At 33.3% G+C, this 19,252-nt stretch carries 18 protein-coding genes and 1 other RNA gene; 6 read left to right on the top strand and 13 right to left on the bottom strand.

Translation table 11 applies throughout. The annotated features are described in order from the left end of the window. Positions 1 to 103: 103 nt before the first annotated feature. Positions 104 to 745 (top strand): protein-L-isoaspartate(D-aspartate) O-methyltransferase, encoded by a 642-nt coding sequence (locus DFQ03_RS09225; protein ID WP_133672885.1) that lies wholly within the window; start codon positions 104 to 106, stop codon positions 743 to 745. Here DFQ03_RS09225 and smpB read toward each other — a convergent pair. Together smpB and DFQ03_RS09215 are read right to left on the bottom strand one after the other, a co-directional pair. Then, positions 742 to 1,203 (bottom strand): SsrA-binding protein SmpB, encoded by a 462-nt coding sequence (gene smpB, locus DFQ03_RS09220; RefSeq protein ID WP_133672884.1) that lies wholly within the window; start codon positions 1,201 to 1,203, stop codon positions 742 to 744. The two genes, DFQ03_RS09225 and smpB, sit on opposite strands and share 4 nt — an antisense overlap. Positions 1,204 to 1,283: 80 nt before the next feature. Beyond that, positions 1,284 to 1,826 carry a SixA phosphatase family protein gene (locus DFQ03_RS09215; RefSeq protein WP_133672883.1) on the bottom strand — a complete coding sequence of 181 codons (543 nt, stop codon included), beginning with the start codon at positions 1,824 to 1,826 and terminating at the stop codon, positions 1,284 to 1,286. A gap of 84 nt (positions 1,827 to 1,910) precedes the next feature. Between DFQ03_RS09215 and DFQ03_RS09210 the strand changes: the two genes are divergently transcribed. Continuing rightward, a complete protein-coding gene (locus tag DFQ03_RS09210; RefSeq protein WP_133672882.1) occupies positions 1,911 to 3,548 on the top strand; it encodes a PorP/SprF family type IX secretion system membrane protein in 1,638 nt (545 codons plus the stop codon). 58 nt (positions 3,549 to 3,606) lie between these two features. On the opposite strand, the gene DFQ03_RS09205 is transcribed toward DFQ03_RS09210, so the two are convergent. Together DFQ03_RS09205 and clpB are read right to left on the bottom strand one after the other, a co-directional pair. After that, positions 3,607 to 4,200: a TetR/AcrR family transcriptional regulator gene (locus DFQ03_RS09205; RefSeq protein WP_133672881.1), complete on the bottom strand. Its 594-nt coding sequence runs from the start codon at positions 4,198 to 4,200 to the stop codon at positions 3,607 to 3,609. Positions 4,201 to 4,311: 111 nt separating this feature from the next. Then, a complete protein-coding gene (clpB, locus tag DFQ03_RS09200; protein ID WP_133672880.1) occupies positions 4,312 to 6,912 on the bottom strand; it encodes an ATP-dependent chaperone ClpB in 2,601 nt (866 codons plus the stop codon). 158 nt (positions 6,913 to 7,070) lie between these two features. Here clpB and ytxJ point away from each other — a divergent pair, with 158 nt between their 5' ends. Continuing rightward, positions 7,071 to 7,466 (top strand): bacillithiol system redox-active protein YtxJ, encoded by a 396-nt coding sequence (ytxJ, locus tag DFQ03_RS09195; protein WP_133672879.1) that lies wholly within the window; start codon positions 7,071 to 7,073, stop codon positions 7,464 to 7,466. 29 nt (positions 7,467 to 7,495) lie between these two features. Here ytxJ and DFQ03_RS09190 read toward each other — a convergent pair whose 3' ends face one another. Then, positions 7,496 to 8,680: a hypothetical protein gene (locus DFQ03_RS09190; RefSeq protein ID WP_133672878.1), complete on the bottom strand. Its 1,185-nt coding sequence runs from the start codon at positions 8,678 to 8,680 to the stop codon at positions 7,496 to 7,498. Between the two features lie 248 nt (positions 8,681 to 8,928). On the opposite strand from DFQ03_RS09190, the gene glyA reads away from it, so the two are divergent. After that, the gene (gene glyA / locus DFQ03_RS09185; protein WP_133672877.1) at positions 8,929 to 10,203 is read left to right on the top strand and encodes a serine hydroxymethyltransferase; all 1,275 of its coding nucleotides are present in this window, start codon (positions 8,929 to 8,931) and stop codon (positions 10,201 to 10,203) included. 28 nt (positions 10,204 to 10,231) lie between these two features. Here glyA and DFQ03_RS09180 read toward each other — a convergent pair whose 3' ends face one another. The 8 genes from DFQ03_RS09180 to DFQ03_RS09150 all read right to left on the bottom strand — a co-directional run bounded on the left by DFQ03_RS09180 (position 10,232) and on the right by DFQ03_RS09150 (position 18,110). Next, complete coding sequence (locus DFQ03_RS09180) at positions 10,232 to 10,870, bottom strand: hypothetical protein (protein WP_133672876.1); 639 nt, start codon at positions 10,868 to 10,870, stop codon at positions 10,232 to 10,234. 157 nt (positions 10,871 to 11,027) lie between these two features. Next, positions 11,028 to 11,696 (bottom strand): response regulator, encoded by a 669-nt coding sequence (locus DFQ03_RS09175; protein WP_133672875.1) that lies wholly within the window; start codon positions 11,694 to 11,696, stop codon positions 11,028 to 11,030. 39 nt (positions 11,697 to 11,735) lie between these two features. Then, the gene (locus DFQ03_RS09170) at positions 11,736 to 13,811 is read right to left on the bottom strand and encodes an ATP-binding protein (protein WP_133672874.1); all 2,076 of its coding nucleotides are present in this window, start codon (positions 13,809 to 13,811) and stop codon (positions 11,736 to 11,738) included. Positions 13,812 to 13,901: 90 nt separating this feature from the next. Further along, the gene (locus DFQ03_RS18805) at positions 13,902 to 14,078 is read right to left on the bottom strand and encodes a hypothetical protein (RefSeq protein WP_166637457.1); all 177 of its coding nucleotides are present in this window, start codon (positions 14,076 to 14,078) and stop codon (positions 13,902 to 13,904) included. A gap of 139 nt (positions 14,079 to 14,217) precedes the next feature. Beyond that, entirely contained in the window at positions 14,218 to 14,949 is a 732-nt protein-coding gene (locus DFQ03_RS09165) for a LytR/AlgR family response regulator transcription factor (RefSeq protein ID WP_133672873.1), read from the bottom strand. A gap of 144 nt (positions 14,950 to 15,093) precedes the next feature. After that, complete coding sequence (locus DFQ03_RS09160; RefSeq protein ID WP_133672872.1) at positions 15,094 to 16,638, bottom strand: hypothetical protein; 1,545 nt, start codon at positions 16,636 to 16,638, stop codon at positions 15,094 to 15,096. A 25-nt stretch (positions 16,639 to 16,663) separates the two neighbouring features. Then, positions 16,664 to 17,050, bottom strand: coding sequence for an acyl-CoA thioesterase (locus tag DFQ03_RS09155; RefSeq protein WP_133672871.1), 387 nt, complete (start codon positions 17,048 to 17,050; stop codon positions 16,664 to 16,666). A gap of 4 nt (positions 17,051 to 17,054) precedes the next feature. Further along, positions 17,055 to 18,110, bottom strand: a complete 1,056-nt coding sequence (locus DFQ03_RS09150; RefSeq protein WP_133672870.1) for a glutaminyl-peptide cyclotransferase — start codon at positions 18,108 to 18,110, stop codon at positions 17,055 to 17,057. A 133-nt stretch (positions 18,111 to 18,243) separates the two neighbouring features. Between DFQ03_RS09150 and ffs the strand changes: the two genes are divergently transcribed. Both ffs and DFQ03_RS09140 read left to right on the top strand, forming a co-directional pair. Continuing rightward, positions 18,244 to 18,342, top strand: an RNA gene (ffs, locus tag DFQ03_RS09145) — signal recognition particle sRNA small type. Between the two features lie 89 nt (positions 18,343 to 18,431). Continuing rightward, complete coding sequence (locus DFQ03_RS09140) at positions 18,432 to 19,238, top strand: SDR family oxidoreductase (protein WP_133672869.1); 807 nt, start codon at positions 18,432 to 18,434, stop codon at positions 19,236 to 19,238. Positions 19,239 to 19,252: the final 14 nt, after the last annotated feature.

Genomic DNA, 19,252 nt, shown 5'->3' with positions numbered 1-19,252 from the left:
TCCTATGGGTTATTTCAATTTTATAAAAAATGAAGATTAGTTTTCTTTGCTTCTTCCGTCGTTTGAAGAACTTTGTTAACTTTGAAGGACAAACCGACTACCATTGAAAGATACCTTAAAACACAGGGGCATGCGCAACCACTTAGCGCAAGTATTGATAGACAAAGGAATAGCTGATAAAAAAGTGCTAGATGCCGTTAGAGAGATACCTAGACATTTATTTATTGACAGTAGTTTTGAGGGGCATGCCTATCAAAACAAAGCGTTTCCTATTGCTGCAAACCAAACAATTTCGCATCCATACACCGTTGCTTTTCAAACGGAATTATTAGAAATCGAACCCGGACAAAAAGTATTAGAAATTGGTACCGGTAGTGGGTATCAAACTGCCGTTCTTTTAAAACTAAAGGTTAAAGTGTATACTGTTGAAAGACAGCTAGAATTATTCAAGAAAACAAATCTCTTTTTTAAGAAGATGGGTTACAGGCCTAAACAAGTAATTTTTGGAGATGGTTATAAAGGATTACCTAAAGAAGCACCTTTTGATCGTATAATCGTAACTGCCGGTGCGCCAGAAGTGCCTAGAGCTTTATTGTCGCAGTTAAAAGTAGGGGGTAGGTTAGTGATACCAATTGGTTTTGAAGAACAAATAATGACCTTGTTTGTTAGAACTACTGATAAAGAGTTCTCAAAAACAGAGTACGGTTCTTTTAGATTTGTGCCTTTACTAGAAAATAAAAACTAATTATTGAAATTCTTTTTAATACGATCAAGGTCTCTTTTATTATCACGATCCTTAATAGACTCTCTTTTATCGTAGAGTTTTTTACCCTTAGCTAATGCAATCTGCATTTTTGCAAAACCTCTTTCGTTTACAAATACACGAAGTGGTACAATTGTTAAACCAGACGTGTTTACCTCTTTACTGAGTTTTTTAAGCTCTCTTTTTTGTAAAAGTAATTTACGCTCCGCTTTTGGTTTGTGGTTAAAATGTGATGCATGAGAATATTCATCAATCTGCATGTTGATAACAAACAGCTCATCTCTATTGTTAAATTCACAAAAACTTTCTGAGATAGAAGCTCGACCTTCTCGAATAGCCTTAATCTCGGTACCCGCTAGAACAATACCTGCCGTATATTTATCTAAAAGCTCATATTCAAAACGAGCTCTTTTATTTTTAATGTTTATTGTATTCTGCATCTTAGGCAAAAGTAAGAACATTTCAAAGAATGTCTTAGCCTTTTAAAACTAATTACTGTTGTTATTAAAAGAAGGAAATATTAATCGGGACAGTTACAATTGAATATGAGTTTTTCTACTGAAGATATTCCATTGATGATTTTGACAATAAATAAGGTTCCGTTCTCGCTATCGTCGATATCAAAATACTTTTGCTCATCAATTAACTTGTTTACAAACTCTGGAGTAGTGTTGCTGTGACCAACGATTAAAACATTGTTATTTAAATGGTCAGCTTTAAATTGAGAAATATCAATAGTGCTGGGGTCATAATACTGCACATCAATATTTTGCTTTACCGAAGTAGGTGCTGCTGTCATAGCGGTTCTATTATAATCAGTAGAATAAATAGCATTTAATTCCGTGTCCGCAAGAATTTCTGCCCAATGCATTGCTCTACCTAATCCTTTTTGATTTAACTCTGGGTCAGCATCATCAGGATTATTTCTGTCCTTTTCGGCATGTCTAATAAGGTAAAATGTCGAAATTGAAGTTTGTTCTTGAAATCTATCAATTACTGGTTCATCTTTGCAAGAAAGATTGATTGCTAGCAAAATAAAAAGAACAATTTTGAATGCTTTCATGAAATTATGTTTGGTGTATTAAATTAATAACTAAAATTACTTCAAAATAGTACTATAAATAGTCTATTTTTTGTTTTTTTGCATATGAAAAAATTTTGTGGGGCACTTCTTATCGGATTTGTAGTTCTAGGTCTTAAGGCTCAAGAAGTCGTTTTACCTACAGATTTTAGGCAACAAAACCTCACGGAGTATAACGGGAGTTTGATAAATCCTGCTTATAGTTTAGACCGTAATAATCCTTCTTCAGTAGCTTTATGGGCTAGGTGGCAATGGCAATCATATGATGGTGACCCAACTTCATTATTTTTAAATTATACAGCAAGGCTCAATGATGTTTCTGCAGCTGGTGTTGGTTTCTTTCAGCATAATACAGGAATTTTCTTGAATACAGGAGCAGTTCTTAATTATGCTCATACCATAGAATTAAGTGAAGGTGTTATTTTAGGTGTTGGTTTGAACGTATTTGCCTTTCAACAGAAGTTAGCAGACGAACGCTTTTTTGTGCCTAACCCAATACAGACTACAGCAGAAAATGATTTTATTCTACAAATGGCACCTGGTATTAATTTAAACATAGATAGATTCAATATAGGCTTAGTTTCAGAAAACCTATTCGATTATAATTTTACTTCTAATGAACGCAATACGAGTCCTGAGGATAGAATGTTTCAGGCATTGGTGAGTTATGATTTCCCTGTTAATGTGTTAAGTACAGATGATAGTTCGGTTTTAAGACCTATGTTGTATTACAAGACGATACCGGGTTTAGATAACCAAGTAGGCTTGACTACCTTGCTTACGACTAATAAGTATTGGGCGCAGGCAGGTTATAATAGTTTTTACGGGTTCTCAGGTGGTATTGGAGGTCGTTTCTTTAAGCGATTATCTTTTGGTGCGTTAATCGAAATTGGTACTAGTTCAGACTTAAAAGGTCAAGATCCTTCTTTTGAATTGGTAACATCATATAAACTGGGTACACTACAATCACCAGAAGAAAAACTAAGAGAGCAATTATTAGCTGAAGAGGAAAAGCAAAAAGAAGATGCTCTTGTTGAGCAAGAAGAAAAAGCAGTGGTTTCTAATGAATTAACCAAAGCAGAAAAGTTGGCTCTAAAGCGTGAATCTAAAAAACAAGAGCGCTTAGCACTTATTGAAAGTAATAGAATTAAAGATTCAATTCAGCTCGCTTCACGAAAATCTGATTTGGTAGTAAAAGAATCAAAGAGAAATATCAGAAGAAAAAGAGATTCTATAGAAAGTGCAAAGGCGGCTCAAGCACTCGCTTCTGCAAATGCCTTAAAACAGCAAAGGCAACAAGATTCTATAGCTGCGGTTATGAAAAAAGAAGCAGCTGCAGTAGCGTTGGCTCAACAACAAAGACAAGATTCTATTGCTCAAAGTGAAGCTTTGGCAATGAAAAATGAAGTTGTAAAAGTTAAAGCTGGTGAGAAGTATGAAGAAGTAACAAAAGAGGGCTCTTTAGAGCCAGGTTATTACTTAATTGCCAATGTATTCGGTACTAAGAAGTATTTAGACGCTTTCTTGGCAGATATGCAGAAACGAGGAATCAATGCAAAATCATTCTTTAGACAAAAGAATAAATATAATTATGTTTATCTAGCCAAGTACAACTTTATTAAAGACGCTAGAGAAGCAAGAGACTCCAAATTAGGAGGGAAGTACACTGATAAAATCTGGATATTTAGAGTAACGGGCGAGTAGTTAATCTAATCGATGTTTGATTGTATTGGTTGGAAGGTGTATGGTTGAATTGAAGGGCTTATTTAAGTTCTCTTTTAATTAACACATCTAAATACGTTACTGTATTTAATAGGTATTTACGGTCAGTTGTAATCGTTGCCATTGCAATAGCTCCTTGAATAATAGTGAATAATTGTTTAGAGAATTGTAATGGAGTAACAGGAAGTTTGAATTCTCCATTGTTTATGCCGTTTTCAAAAGCTAAGGCAATTTTTCCTTCAATGTCCTTTATAGTTTCTTTTGCTGCAGCCGCAAGAAGTTTGTTATTGTGTTGCGCATCTATACCAACGTTTAATACGGGGCAACCACCCATATTCATAGTAAATATATCATACTTCTTGTAGAACTCGATAAGATTCTCAATTTTATCCAAGGCCTTACCTTCAATTGCTAAATGTTCGTCAATCGCAGTAAGTAATAAGTTTCTGTTATATTCGAAAGCAGCTAAAGCTAGCGCTTCTTTATTTTCGAAATTACCGTATAGCGCACCTTTGGTTAAGTTAGTGGCATCGGTTAAATCGCTCATGCTTGTGCCTACATACCCATGTTTATTAAAAACTGGTGCGACAGTCTCAATAATATAAGCTGTAGTTCTTTCGGCTTTGGTTGACATAATAGACTGTTTTATGCGAATATAAATAATCTATACTGCATGGTATATATTGTTGATAAAAAAAAGCGTCCATATATTTAATATGAACGCTTTTCTGTCAAATTTTTAAAATTAGACTGTAATTTCTTCTTGATTCCTAAAAACTAAACCATTATCAGAGGCGTCAAGTAAAACAACGCTGTCAGCTTTAATTTCACCGCTTAGTAGTGCCTTGGACATGTTGTTTAGAACTTCTTTTTGAATAGTTCTTTTAACTGGTCTTGCACCAAATTGAGGGTCGTAACCTTTCTCTGCTAAATAATCGATAGCCTCTTCTGTGGCATCTAAAGTAATTTGTTGCTTATCTAACATTTTCTTTAAATTTTCCAATTGAAGTCTTACGATTTCTTTGATGTTATCTTTGGTTAAAGGTGTAAACATGACAATGTCATCAATTCTATTGATAAACTCAGGTCGAACTGTTTTCTTTAAAAGACCCAGAACTTCAACTCTTGCAGTCTCTGCTGCACTATAAACATCTACTGCATTTTCAAATGTTTCTTGAATAATATCGCTACCCATGTTACTGGTCATGATAATAATCGTATTCTTAAAATCTGCAACGCGACCTTTATTATCGGTTAATCTACCTTCGTCCAATACTTGTAATAAGATGTTGAAAGTATCTGGGTGTGCTTTTTCAATTTCATCTAAAAGAACAACAGAATAAGGTCTTCTACGAACCGCTTCGGTCAATTGTCCGCCTTCATCATAACCCACATATCCTGGAGGTGCACCTACAAGTCTACTAACCGAATGTCTTTCTTGATATTCACTCATGTCTATTCTTGACATAGCGTTCTCATCATCGAATAAATACGATGCCAAGGTTTTCGCAAGCTCTGTTTTACCAACACCAGTTGTTCCTAAGAAAAGAAACGAACCAATAGGCTTTTTAGAATCTTGGAGTCCGGCTCTACTTCTGCGTATGGCATCAGAAACTGCTTCAATAGCTTCTTCTTGACCTACCACGCGTTTGTGCAGCACTTCTTCAAGTTTTAATAGCTTTTCGCGTTCACTTTGCAACATTTTAGTAACAGGTATGCCAGTCCATTTTGCAACTACTTCTGCAATATCATCACTGGTAACTTCCTCTTTAATTAAAGTGCCCGCATGTTGTTGCTCTGCTAAGTCATCTTGTAACTTTGTTAAGCTTTCTTGTGCTTCTTTAATTTTTCCGTATCTAATTTCTGCCACTTTACCATAGTCGCCATTTCGTTCGGCACGTTCAGCTTCAGCTTTGAAGTTTTCAATATCGAGTTTTGTCTGTTGAATATTATCAACTACAGATTTTTCACTTTCCCATTGCGCAAAAATTTCGTTTCGCTCTTCTTTTATATTCGCTAAATCTAGATTTAATACCTGAAGCTTTTGCTTATCATCTTCACGTTTAATCGCTTCGATTTCAATTTCGATTTGCATAATTTTACGATCAAGTACATCAAGCTCCTCAGGTTTAGAATTAATTTCCATTCTAAGTTTAGATGCAGCCTCATCCATAAGGTCAATTGCTTTATCTGGCAAAAATCGATTGGTTATATACCGCTGCGATAACTCTACGGCAGAAATAACCGCTTCATCTTTAATACGTACTTTATGGTGTGCTTCATATTTTTCTTTAATACCTCTAAGTATAGAAATAGCACTTTCTGTATCTGGTTGGTCTACAACCACTTTTTGAAATCTTCTTTCAAGAGCTTTGTCTTTTTCAAAATACTTTTGATATTCATCTAAAGTAGTTGCACCAATTGATCTTAACTCACCTCTTGCAAGAGCTGGCTTTAGAATATTAGCAGCATCCATAGCACCTTGTCCGCCACCTGCACCAACAAGGGTGTGTATCTCATCAATGAATAAGATGATATTACCATCTGCACTGACAACCTCTTTGATAACGGCTTTTAGCCGCTCTTCAAATTCACCTTTGTATTTGGCGCCAGCAATTAAAGCACCCATGTCCAAAGAATAAATTACTTTATCCTTTAGATTTTCAGGAATATCACCCTGTATAATTCTATGCGCTAAACCTTCAACTATAGCGGTTTTACCAACACCAGGTTCACCTACAAGAATAGGGTTGTTTTTAGTACGTCTTGATAAAATTTGTAGAATTCTACGTATTTCTTCGTCACGCCCAATTACCGGGTCTAGTTTACCGCTATCTGCTAATTCATTAAGGTTTTTAGCATATTTATTAAGCGAGTTGTAATTATCTTCGGCACTTTGAGAAGTAACCTTTTCGCCATTACGTAGTTCGCCGATTGCAGCCATTAAGTCTTTCTCGGTTGCTCCTTGATCTTTTAAGATCTGTGCTATTTTACTTTTAGATTTTAAGATGGCTAAAAATAGATGCTCAATAGAAACATAATCATCTTCCATTTTTTTGGCGATGATACTAGCTTCGTTTAAAGTCTTACCGGCTTCTCTAGAAAATTGTAAGTCTCCGCCTTCTACTTTTGGAAAGCTTAAAAGTTCTTTTTCTAAAATCTGTTGAACAAGTGAAAAATTAATCCCTAATTTCTTGATTAAAAAGGGCATTACATTTTCTTCAACTTCGGTAAGTGCTTTAAATATATGTTCATTTTCAATTTGCTGATGTCCGTTATTTTGGGCAATCAGCTGGGCTTGTTGAATAGCTTCCTGTGATTTTATAGTGAAATTATTTATATTCATATTCTTTAAGTTTTAGTTAATTGTGATACTTTTGATAGCTAATATTCAACAATCTTACCAATTAGGTTTATAGGACAAAATGACTGTAAATCGAAAAAATATACTGACAATTAGTCAGTTTGGTTCTGTTGAAATGACAATATTAAATTAATAGTTTTATGGGAATATTTGGTGGTTTATTTGGAGGTTCTAAAAGTGATGATGGAAATAATTCATCTGGCATACCATGGATACCTCTTAACTCTGTGACTCAATTAAATGATATTAAAGAAGTGTCTAGTAGTAGACCACAGGTGATATTCAAACATTCGACATCTTGTGGAATCAGTAGAATGGTGCTAAATATGTTTAAAAGTAGTTACAGGCTAGAAAATGGGCAAATGGATCTTTACTTTTTGGATCTGTTGGCGAATAGAGATGTATCTAATGCGGTTGCATCTGAGTTTGGTGTTATGCATCAATCTCCTCAATTATTAATAGTAAAGAATGGGGTAGTGGTGGTGCATGATTCGCACAATGCAATATCTGATATTAAGTTAGAGCAATATATATAATTAAAAAGCCCCTAGTAACGGGGCTTTTTTTAATTAAAACTTTGATTGTTCAATATATTTTTAAGATTATTCTTTAAATCTTCACCGGCATCATAAACCATTTGTTCGTTGCTGGGAAATGGTACTCTTGCGAGTTGTAAAAGAGAAACTAAGTCATTATCTAGCGCTCTTTTATCGCCATCATAATTAGCATAAATATGTTCGAATATGAATTGACTTGTTAATGGGTATTGATTTATTTTTTGTTGTTTCTTTAAGTCGATAAAATTTACTACACCAGTTACCTGTGCGCTTTTAAACTGTGTAAACTGGTAAAAATTACATCGTACCGTTTTAAATTTATCAACTTTAATACTATTGCCTAAACTGTCAGAAACTACATTGCCATTACCGTCTTCAACAAAAGTATATCCATCTTTGATTTGTCTCTCCTTGCTAATTTGTTTCTCCCTAATTTGTTCAGGAGAGATGTTTATATCTTGAAAGGAAACTTCCATTTGATAGTCATACACTTGATTTTGTATCCTGTTGGTGTGGTATTCTGTCCAATTAGAATTTAAGCCGTAAGTATTTAGATTTAAAAGCTCGTCTTCTAATCTTTTTGGTATAATCTGATTCGTATTGTTTGTCATATCCACAATAACATAATCTAACCCTTTTTGATATGCTTCATCTATTTTAGATATAACATCTTTATAGTTAGGGTTTATTTCTTGTAAATAATTTAAGTCATTGTACGCATTTCTGTAATCCATTTTATAGTTAGCGTCTTTTAAAAGCGTGTTTGCTTTATTATATAAAAACTCAGATAAATTAGATTTTGCGGCAATGATATCATCATCATAATTCTTAAAGCTGAATTGCGCTCTTCTACCTTCATCTTGTATTTGTAATGGAAGTAACGGGCGAATTCGCTCTTGAATAGATTTTAATCTACCGTAAGTATTGAAAATCTCCTCATAGTTTGCGGCATTGCCATCCTTTTTGAGGAATTTAATGTGTTGCAATTCTCTTTCGGTATTTTTTTTATACCCTTCTTCGAGAAGAACTATATATTGCTGATTGCTTTTTTTGGTCTTGTTCTCTGCGATATTCATTACTGCCTTATTAATTGCAGCCTCGTAATTACCAGAGTTCAGAGCCTCCTGCGTTTTTTTAACACCACTACAAGAAAGTAGCAGCCCGATAAAACTAAATAGTAGAAATTTTTTCATGTCTATTATTTTTTATGATTTATAATAGCTATTCAACAGCCGTGCCATAAAAGGGTTGTTATTAAACGTAATAGGACGAGAAATAGTATATTTTCGATGAGATGTATGAATTCATTCTTATTTAAATAAGCAATAACAGTAGAGTTATTAACTAATTTTAATAAATAAGTTATGTGTTTGTGCTCTTTTTTATATTTCAATAGACACGCTATTTGTATTTTTGCAACTTATTTAAAAGAAATATCTACATGCAACGCGACACGACTATTTTTAATTTAATTGAAGAAGAGAGACAACGTCAAATTAACGGCATTGAATTAATTGCCTCTGAGAATTTCACTAGTCCTCAGGTAATGGAAGCTCAAGGGTCAGTACTTACAAATAAGTATGCTGAAGGGTATCCTGGTAAAAGATATTACGGCGGTTGTGAAGTAGTTGATAAAGTAGAACAATTAGCTATTGATAGGGCAAAAGAGCTATTTGGTGCGGCATATGCAAATGTACAACCTCACTCTGGTTCTCAGGCAAATGCAGCTGTGTATCATGCATGTCTTCAGCCAGGTGATAAAATTTTAGGATTTGATTTATCTCATGGTGGTCACCTAACACATGGTTCGCCTGTTAATTTTTCGGGTAGATTGTATAATCCTGTGTTTTACGGGGTAGATAAAGAAACCGGAAGGTTAGATTATGACAAAATTCAAGAAGTTGCTACAAAAGAACAGCCAAAGCTTATTATAGCTGGAGCTTCTGCATATTCTAGAGATATTGATTTTGAGCGTTTTCGTAAGATTGCAGATAGTGTAAATGCTATTTTATTAGCAGATATTTCTCACCCTGCAGGATTGATTGCGAAGGGTCTTTTAAATAACCCAATTCCTCATTGTCATATCGTTACAACAACAACCCATAAAACATTGAGAGGACCAAGGGGGGGATTGATATTGATGGGAACTGATTTTGAAAATCCTTTCGGTATCAAACTTAAAAACGGAAATCTTAGAAAAATGTCTGCTTTATTAGATTTAGCCGTTTTTCCAGGAAATCAAGGTGGTCCATTAGAACATGTTATCGCTGGTAAGGCAATTGCTTTCGGTGAAGCGTTAACAGAGTCGTACGCAACGTATATAGCTCAGGTAAAGACAAATGCCGATGCAATGGCTAAATCTTTTGTTAAACGAGGTTACAATATCATTTCTGATGGTACTGATAATCACATGATGCTTATCGATCTAAGAAATAAAGATATTTCGGGTAAAGATGCTGAGAAAGCATTGGTTTTAGCAGATATTACCGCAAATAAGAATATGGTACCTTTTGATGATAAATCTCCATTTGTAACGTCTGGTATTCGTTTTGGAACAGCAGCAATAACAACACGAGGTTTAGTTGAAAGCGATATGGAAAAAGTAGTAGATTTTATTGATCAGGTAATTACCAATCCTGAAAATGAAGCTATTATAAAAGAAGTGAAAGAGAAGGTTAATGCAATGATGAATACAAGACCAATTTTTAATGCATAATTAAAAGTTAGTAATTGATTTAGAGTTTTTATTCTGATAAAAACTCTAAATCACCACTAACATAAGTATTTTTATTTACGTCGTAAATAGAAGCCTCATCGTCTTTATCTAAGTAAATTCCCCAAAATTCAGAATAAGATTTTGGAGCCATATTTAATTGCTCATCATCTGCTTCAATATTCTCGATATAATCTTCGAATATGGGAACAAAAATTTCGTAAGGTTTTTGAGTAAGTCCCCTTGTTAAAAACACATAATTAAACGCTATTTGTTTAAAAATATCATTTACTTGCGTTGATATACTTCGGTTATAAATTCTTTTTATAACAATACTTGTATCATTTAAGAAGAATGTAAGTTCTTCAATGTCAATGTTACATTGATTTTTTAAATCAAGATTCTCTAAAGCTATATGTAATGGAGAATCTTCTTTTCCACTATTTCCCCATCTACCCGTATTAAAGTGAGCAAGTAATTCAAGTAAATTTAAATTACACGAAACCTCTAAAACCAAACTAATAGAATTAAAGGTAATATGCTTATTGTTAAGCTTTACACTAGAAAAATAATGAAAATCAATAGCACTTAGAAATTCATCGATACCCGTAATTTCTTTGGTGTACTCTAGTTTCGAATTATTAATGAAATTTTCGTAGTTAAACGGCATAAAGGTAAAAATTTATAGCATTCTTTTACATAAAGATACTTTTCTAACCTTGTATTTTGACTTATGAAAACCTTAGAATTTCGGAGGATATTATGATAAAATGATTTAATTAAACATAATAAACTGATAATCAGAAAGTTGTGATTTTATGTCTAATTTATAGAAAACCACGTGTTTTTGCTTCATTTATTAAAGCAAGATCATTACCATTTTTAACATCGAATAAAGCTTTTAACTGTCTTTTTCTAGCTTCTACCGTAGTGTTTGCAGAACCAATTAATGGAGCTATGTCTCTAGTGTGTATACCTTGTGAAAGATGATATAGAATCTTTTGATCTTGTTCATCGATAACTATATTGGTAGACATTCTGCGACGTATTGCAGATAAAGCACTTGCTGTGTAATAAGGAGATTCATTAACAATAGTTTCAACCATTGTTTTAAGTGACATTTCGTCTATTTCAGATTTAACCATATATCCGTCAGGATTTACAGTTTTGAAAATATTATTTATTCTATAGTTGTCACTATATGAGGACATGAATACCACCTTTGAATTAGGCACTTCGTTTCTGGCTACAATGCCTAAATCAATACCTGTTCTGGGGTCTTTAGATTCTGGTGAGAATAATTGAATATCTAAAAGAATAATGTCGTAAGGTACCGCTCGCTTTGAAGTTTCAATCTTAGTTTTCCCTTTTTCGAAACTTGTAGCTATTTCTACCTTAACATTAAAGTCGGCAAATTCAGAATCCTCAAGAATATATTTATATCCAAGAGCAGTCATTTCGTGATCATCTACCGCTAAAATTCGTACAGTGTTCATAAATTACGATTCAATTGTAATTTACTAAACGTTTTTATATTAGGTATTATTATTGGTATTTTTTTTAATGTCAATATTTATGGGAATATTTAAAGAAATCGTAGTGCCTTGCCCTTCAGATGAGTCAATATGAAAAGTACCATTTAACTTATTTATTCTAGAGGTGATATTTCTAATACCGATACCTTTTTTACCTTTATTTATATTATAGCCAATTCCATTATCACTCATTATAACATTGAATTGATCGTCGTTTCTATAAAAAGTTACTTCGAAGTATGTGCATTTAGAGTGTTTAATGGCATTTTGAAAAGTTTCTTGAATAATACGATATACATTAATTTTAATATCACCAGCCAGGCTATCCCAATTTTCATCTTCATTAAAATGAAAGATAGTTTTAATATTTACATTTTTGTTATTGGCAAGAAGTGTTTCTACTGAATCGGTAAAATTATTGATATTTTGATAGGCACTATGGCTTAACTCGTGCGAAATGGACCTAATCTCATTCTCAATTTCTTGCAATGAACCAAGAGCCTTAGACTTTTCATGAATTGCTTCGTCTGTAGTTCGTTTGTTTAAACCGGTAAGAATCATGCGGGCACCAAGCATTTTACCTAGCACTCCATCATGTAGTTCTTCTGAAATTCGTTTTTGTTCAAGTCGTTTAACTTCGTCGACTTTTTGTTTTTGGGTTAACATGAGGTTGAATATCTCTTGGTTGTTAGCCTGTTGTTGCTGATCAAAGCGTAGCTTTTGGTTTTTTGCACGCTGATTAATTATAATGTAGATGGATAGACCAAGAAGAAAGAAGCCGGTTGCTATACCGATCCAAATTTGCTTTTGTTTAGAAAGAATTTCTTTCTCGCTTTCAAGCTCTATGTTTTCTGCTATGAATTCATCGGTTTCAAAGCGTATACGTGCAAATTTATTTTGTTGCTTACGGTCTTCACGTTGAAGGCTATCATTAAGTTTTGTATATTTTTGAAAATAGTAAGGTGCCTTTTCTTTATCTAGGTTGGCTAATAAAATATAGGTTACTAACAATCGTTCATTGTTGTTGCTTTCAAGTGATAAGTCTAAGGCTTTTATGGCATTATTAAGAGCAGATATGCTATCTTTTTTATAGATATTATATTCTGATAAACTATAGTAGCTTGATGCCAAACTAGCTATATCATTTTCTTTCTGTTTAATATCAATAGATTTGGTAAATAAGCTGTGTATGCCAAAAGTATCTTTATTGTATAATTTGGTTGTGGCAAGATTACTTAAAGCTTTTGCATATAAGCTTGGGTTTTTTACGAATAAGTTACTGGTGTTTATAACTTTTTCAAAGTTCTCGATGGCTTTGGTGTATTGTTTAGAATTTCGATAGACTATTCCAATATTATTAATTATGCTTGCTTCGCCAAATTGGATATTTTCTGACTTTCTTAAATAATAAAGAGCTTCATTATAATAAGATAAAGATTTTTCAAATTCACTTATATCTTCTAAAAGAATGCCGAGTAGGTTGTAGCATCGGTATAATCGCACGTTATTATTTGTTATTTTAAAATTTTCAATAGCTTTTATAGTATTTGCTTCACTAGCGGTATAATCTTTAATCTCCATTTGTATACTAGCCATATGCAAATACATTTCTCCAGAGTTCGATGTATCTCCGATGTCATCAAAAATTTCTAGTGCTTCTGAGTAATAGTAAAAGGCGCTATCCTTAACAAATTTCTTTTTCAAGAAATAGCCCAAATCCCAATAGGCATTGCCTAATGCAGAAGAATCGTTGATTTTTTTATTAGTGCTTATAGCTCTATTATTTATTTTACGAAATAATGAACTGTCAGTTATAAAGTTTTGACTGTAGGAAAGCGAAGAAAATTTGTTGGCTTTTAAAGAGTCATTACTTAAATTATCAGCAAAATCAAATGCTTTCAATTGCAGCTTTAATTTTTCTTCCTGTGAGGTGTTGGGTTTTTGACTTTCTGTTACCCAGATAGAAATACTATCATTTTCAAATGTAGCTGTGCTAGTTTCTGAGGAAGATTTTGTTCTTATACAACTGGTACATATAATAATTAGTACTAATATTGAAATATTATATTTATTCAAAAAAGATTATTTGGAGATTAAAAACCAAGGTATAAAAAAATAGCCTTTAACATGATGGTTAAAGGCTATTTTTGTTTTTATAGATTTTATTTATGCAATCCCTTTTGGCGGTTTTCTATCTCCTAATGGAGCGTCACAATCATCACAGGTTAAAGCGTTAGAAATATCGTTAATAAAGTCAAATTCACTAGCTGTGTTTTGAATAATTGATGTTGCCATACCTATTGTCATCATTGCAACGGCTAAAATACTTGTAACTTTTTTCATATTGTCTCTTTTTATTAGGGGTTTTTGGTTTATGATATAGCTAAAGTAATAGTGTTCATTGAGCAAAGAATGCTAAATTTTAGGTCTTAAGTAGATGACCTAATTCTGCTAGTATACGAACCAGTTGTGAGAGAATTCTTTAATTTAAGGAGGAAAAGGTGTTTTTTGAAAGAATATTCTTGAGGTTGTTCATATTCTCTCTGTATGTTTTTGAAAAAGGAATGTTCTCTTTTACCGCTTTAATTGCGCAGATAGATTTTCCGAAGTTGATACGAGAAACATAACTCGTGTTTACAATATAACTTTGGTGAACACGTATAAAATTATCGGGCAAAGTATTTTCAAAAGTCTTTAACGTCTTATAGGCGTTTATAATTGTACCGTCTTTCATGAAAAACTCGGTTGTATTGTTATCTGCCTTTAAATAAAGAATATCGTAGGTATTGAGGTATTGAAAATCGTTGTATGATTTAAGACATATTGTAACGGGGGCTTTTTCTTTTGGCATCCGTTTTTGTAATTTCAATAATGATTTGCGAATATCGAACTCATTAAATGGTTGTAGCCAATAATCGAAGAACCCATTTTTTATGGCATCGTACGCATAACTCTTTGTAGATGCAATACCAATTAAGATAGGTAACTGATTCATGTATTGATGAATTTCAGTAACCATTAAAAATACAGAAGAATAGTCATTGTTAAGATTGATAAAAACAATATCAGGAGAGTACTTTAATATATCATTTAATCCGTTGGAAGGATTGTTAGTGGTATTTATACACTCAAAGTCACCATATTCTTCCAAAAATGCATGTAACTGCAAATTTGAAACAGCATCAGAGTCGATTATGGTATAAGTATAATTCAAATGAAATAGCGTATACTACGAAATTAAACATAGGTAAGAAAAGGTAGACCTAGAATGTCCTTATAAAAAGTGAGGATATATTGATAAAATCAGTATTCACGGGGCTTGTGAGAGAAAAATCTTTCATTTATTCTCGTAATATGATCAAAATTCCTTCTCGATGGCTTGATATGCACCCAAATCTGGATTAGGTATTCTTGTTGTTTCAATGATATCTAAAGGCGCAGAATTCGCAGTATTTAAATCACCTTTATTTATAACTTCAGAATCTAGCCCTATTCTAAAATCATTATCGAATGGTTTAAAATAATCTAATTCTCCATTTAATATAACATTAGGGTAGTGGACGTCGCTTTCAAAATCATAAAATATATTATTCTCTGTAGAAGATTGATTTTCATTGAATTTGATATAACAATTTTGAAAACTAAAGTTGAAAGAATTTTGATTATTGCTCTGAAGCGAAATTTCATTAGAGCTATTACCGTCAATGATACAGTTTTTAAAATCAGCAGCCAATAAATCAAATCCGCTATTTGGAACAGTAATCGATGAATTGCTTATAACCAAACTGGCGTTAAATCGAAAGCCTTTGTTCCAGTAGTTTGCAATAGTGGCATGTGTAAATAAATAGTGGCCGCCATTCTCAATAAAAAGTGAAGAATTGCCTGCACCGCCTAATATAATATTGGTAGCAATTACGTTGGCGTTTTTAGTCCAGAGGTTATATGTTGCGCTGTTGAAAATGCGACTGTTTGTTATGGTCAAAGTTTCTTCTGCTTCGTTCTCTTGCCCTTCTACGAATAAACCTATTTCAGCGTTCTTAATGGTTAAATGATTGATTGCATTGTTTTTGCTTCCGGCACTTATCCAAATAGTTCCCCATTGACCAGTAATATCCTCAAATTCAGGTTCTAATCGATCTCCTTCAAATATAACTTCATTTTCTAAAAGCTCAACATCAGTACTCAATCTACCATTTATTGTAATCGTTGATTCATCTTGTACTAAAATACCTGAGTTTTGGTGAAAATATACTCGAGCTCCTTGGTCAATTATAAGTTCTTTGCCTTTGGGAATAATAGCATATCCGTAGACTATATATGACTTCTCTTTTTTAAAATTTAAATGATTATCAGGTATTAAGAAGCCTGCTATCTCAATGGGGTTGCCAGATTCATCATTATATAAAGTAATAGTCTCAGCTTCAATTTCATTGGTGTCGCTGGGATATAAGAATATAGCATCTTTAGCTAGAGTCACCAATTCAACCGATTGTTGAAAGGGTTCGCTGTCAAATTGAATAGCATCTGTATACAGTAATTCGTTGAGTGAATCGTCGCTAATATCAATCGTTGTTTCTATTAAAACAAAAAGACTGTCTTCTGCGTAAAGGGGAATGTTCTCGAATTCTTTGCCCGCAACACCGTCAACATTTAATCTGTAAAAACTATTAACGCCGTTTTTAAGAGAAATAGTAGGTATGATAATATCATCTTTAGTATCGTTATACACTTTTAAAGTATACGTACTGCTCCCAATATTTGAGAAAACCGTGTCTAGGTAAACGGTATCTTTAGAAAACGAAAGATGTCCGTTACTTGAAGCGTACTCAAAATCTTTTCTACACGAGGCGCTCCAAAGAATAGTGAATAAAATAGTGAGTATAGTTAAGATTCTAAGGCGCACGATAAAAGGTTTTACTTCATCTAAGTTAAAGGAAAATTTCTTTGATCTCTTCAGGAATTCGTATCGGTCTATAAGACTTACTATCAAGAAGACACCATTCTGTACTTGACCTAACCAGTAATTTGTTGGTCTTGCCGTGTTTCATCTCAACAATTCTAACACATTTGGCACCAGAACTAGATTCTATATGCGTTGATACAACAATTAGATCATCTAATACTGCTGCCCGCTTATATTCTATATGATGAGTTAATACTACCCAAATAACATCTTGCTGCATTTTTGCGGTTGCAACTGTTTGCCAGTGTTCTTTAGAAATATCCTGTATCCACTGTACATAGCGCACATTGTTTACGTGGTTTAAATCGTCTAAATCGTCATGCGAAACAACAATCTCTTTTTGAAATGCCATATTTCTATTTTTTCTCTATTTGCACTTCAAACATTTTGTCCCAGAACTTACCCGTAACAAAAAATGTTTTACGTTCTGGGTGATACGCTATACCGTTAAGTACATAATTTGTTTTATCCCAATTTTCAGTTTTAGTAATGATATCACTTAAGCCACTAAAATTGATAACTCCTTCAATTGCACCTGTTTTACTGTCAATAATCATGACACTAGGTTTTTGATAAACGTTGGCATAAATTTTACCATTAACGTATTCTAGTTCATTGGCCGAATTAAATATAGATGAATTGGTGACCGTTTCTATGTAGCCTTCTTCGGTCATAGTATTCGGATTCACAAACCATATTTTTTCTGTCCCATCGCTTTTGAAAATTTTAGAACCATCGTTTGTTAATCCCCAGCCTTCACGACTTTTTCCGTACTGAAAATTGTCCAACTTTTTAAAAGAGTTTAAGTCGTATATAAAACCTAGACCGCTTTGCCACGTAAGCTGATAGATTTTATTGTTTAATATAGTTATACCTTCTCCAAAATAAGTTTCGTCCAAATCTATTTGTTCAAAAACTTCTCCAGTTTTAAAATCTAATTTTCTCAAGAAAGATTGTCCCTTTTTACCTGTAGACTCATATAAGGTGTCATTATAAAATTCTAGTCCTTGTGTATAAGCTTTAGTATCGTGTGGGTATTCATTGATAATAGTGTAGGTGTAAATTTCAGGAGCCTTCTCAGAAAGTACTTTTAGGTTTTTGTTGATGTCGACAGTTTCACCATCAAAAGTAATTTTCGCAGTTAGAATTTTGTTTCCTAATGTGGGTAAATCAATTTTAATTTTATCATTATTGACCGGAATTTTGTTGCCATCAATGCTATATTCAACACTTTCTATCTGTTTTTCCTTTTTATTTTTAATACTAATGCCTATTTCTTGGTTCAAATTAACTTGGCTTGCATTTTTTTCTAAGCTAATTTCGAATAGGGAAGATGGTTTTTGATTGCCACTGCCGCAAGCGTTAAACAAACTGGTAATAAGAGCGATACAGAAAAAATTTACAATTTTCATTAAGAAAATGGGTATTTAAGTTTATGTAATACGTGAGTGCAAGAAGAGTTTCTTGTTATTAATAGGCAATTTAATTCATAAAAATTAGAAACTAAAGGATTGTCAAAGTTTTAAAAGATTGTATATTTGCACCTGGCAAGTCCTACACGACCAGCTCCTGTAGAATCCCCCAGGGTGGGAACGCAGCAAGGGTATACGGTCGTAGCGGTGCGATGTAGGTAGCTTGCCTTTTTTTGTGCCTTAAAGTGAAATTTTTAAATTTAAGGTAACATATTCAAAACCAATTCGGTATAATATTTAGCATCGCTTATTTTCTATAAAATGAAAACAAAAGTAGTACTAATTACAGGTGGATCTTCAGGTATTGGCAAAGCAATAGGCATACATTTAAAAGAAAAAGAGTATATAGTTTACGGTACCACACGTAACAAGAGTAAATATCCGTCATTTTCTGATTTTCCACTTCTAGAGATGGATGTTAGAAAAGAAGAGACTATTAAAGGTTGTATTGCATCATTACTTGAGCTTGAACATAGAATTGATGTATTGATAAATAATGCAGGTGTAGGTATTACCGGACCTATGGAAGAAACTCCACATGAAGAAGTTTTAAAAGCCTTTGCAACAAATTTCAACGGACCATTAAATGTGATGAATACTGTTTTGCCAGTTATGCGAGAGCAGAAAAAAGGTCTTATCATTAATATAACCTCTATTGCAGGGTATATGGGCTTACCATTTAGAGGAATCTATTCCGCTTCGAAAGGAGCATTAGAAATTGTGACCGAGAGTTACAGAATGGAAACCAAAGCTTTTGGCGTGAAGCTAACAACATTGGCGCCTGGCGATTTTGCAACTAACATAGCTTCGGGTAGATATCATACCCCGGTATATGAAAATTCAGCATACAGAAGTGCCTATAAGGATACATTAGAAGCGATAGATGCAGATGTAGATAGTGGTGGTGATCCAGCTGATGTGGCTAAGAAGATTGTTAAGATCATAGAAACTAAAAACCCTAAACCTCATTACAAAGTAGGTTCATTTATTCAAAAATTCTCCTTAACGCTCAAGAGTTTATTACCAGGTCTTTGGTTTGAGAAATTGCTTGAAGGGCATAGTTCTTAATTACTAATACTTTT

Source organism: Maribacter caenipelagi, assembly GCF_004364175.1.
In the GTDB taxonomy this organism is placed as follows: Bacteria; Bacteroidota; Bacteroidia; order Flavobacteriales; family Flavobacteriaceae; genus Maribacter; species Maribacter caenipelagi.
The sequence above is the reverse complement of the archived record's forward strand: the minus strand, read 5'-3'. Positions and strand labels throughout refer to the sequence as shown.

Coding starts and splice junctions, on each gene's coding strand:
- DFQ03_RS09205 (WP_133672881.1), bottom strand. CDS start 4,200: ATGTCAACCAAAGCCGAAAGAACTACAGCTTATATTATTGAGACTGTC.
- clpB (WP_133672880.1), bottom strand. CDS start 6,912: ATGAATATAAATAATTTCACTATAAAATCACAGGAAGCTATTCAACAA.
- DFQ03_RS09140 (WP_133672869.1), top strand. CDS start 18,432: ATGAAAACAAAAGTAGTACTAATTACAGGTGGATCTTCAGGTATTGGC.
- glyA (WP_133672877.1), top strand. CDS start 8,929: ATGCAACGCGACACGACTATTTTTAATTTAATTGAAGAAGAGAGACAA.
- DFQ03_RS09215 (WP_133672883.1), bottom strand. CDS start 1,826: ATGAAAGCATTCAAAATTGTTCTTTTTATTTTGCTAGCAATCAATCTT.
- DFQ03_RS09155 (WP_133672871.1), bottom strand. CDS start 17,050: ATGGCATTTCAAAAAGAGATTGTTGTTTCGCATGACGATTTAGACGAT.
- smpB (WP_133672884.1), bottom strand. CDS start 1,203: ATGCAGAATACAATAAACATTAAAAATAAAAGAGCTCGTTTTGAATAT.
- ytxJ (WP_133672879.1), top strand. CDS start 7,071: ATGGGAATATTTGGTGGTTTATTTGGAGGTTCTAAAAGTGATGATGGA.
- DFQ03_RS09210 (WP_133672882.1), top strand. CDS start 1,911: ATGAAAAAATTTTGTGGGGCACTTCTTATCGGATTTGTAGTTCTAGGT.
- DFQ03_RS09175 (WP_133672875.1), bottom strand. CDS start 11,696: ATGAACACTGTACGAATTTTAGCGGTAGATGATCACGAAATGACTGCT.
- DFQ03_RS09150 (WP_133672870.1), bottom strand. CDS start 18,110: ATGAAAATTGTAAATTTTTTCTGTATCGCTCTTATTACCAGTTTGTTT.
- DFQ03_RS09180 (WP_133672876.1), bottom strand. CDS start 10,870: ATGCCGTTTAACTACGAAAATTTCATTAATAATTCGAAACTAGAGTAC.
- DFQ03_RS18805 (WP_166637457.1), bottom strand. CDS start 14,078: ATGAAAAAAGTTACAAGTATTTTAGCCGTTGCAATGATGACAATAGGT.
- DFQ03_RS09190 (WP_133672878.1), bottom strand. CDS start 8,680: ATGAAAAAATTTCTACTATTTAGTTTTATCGGGCTGCTACTTTCTTGT.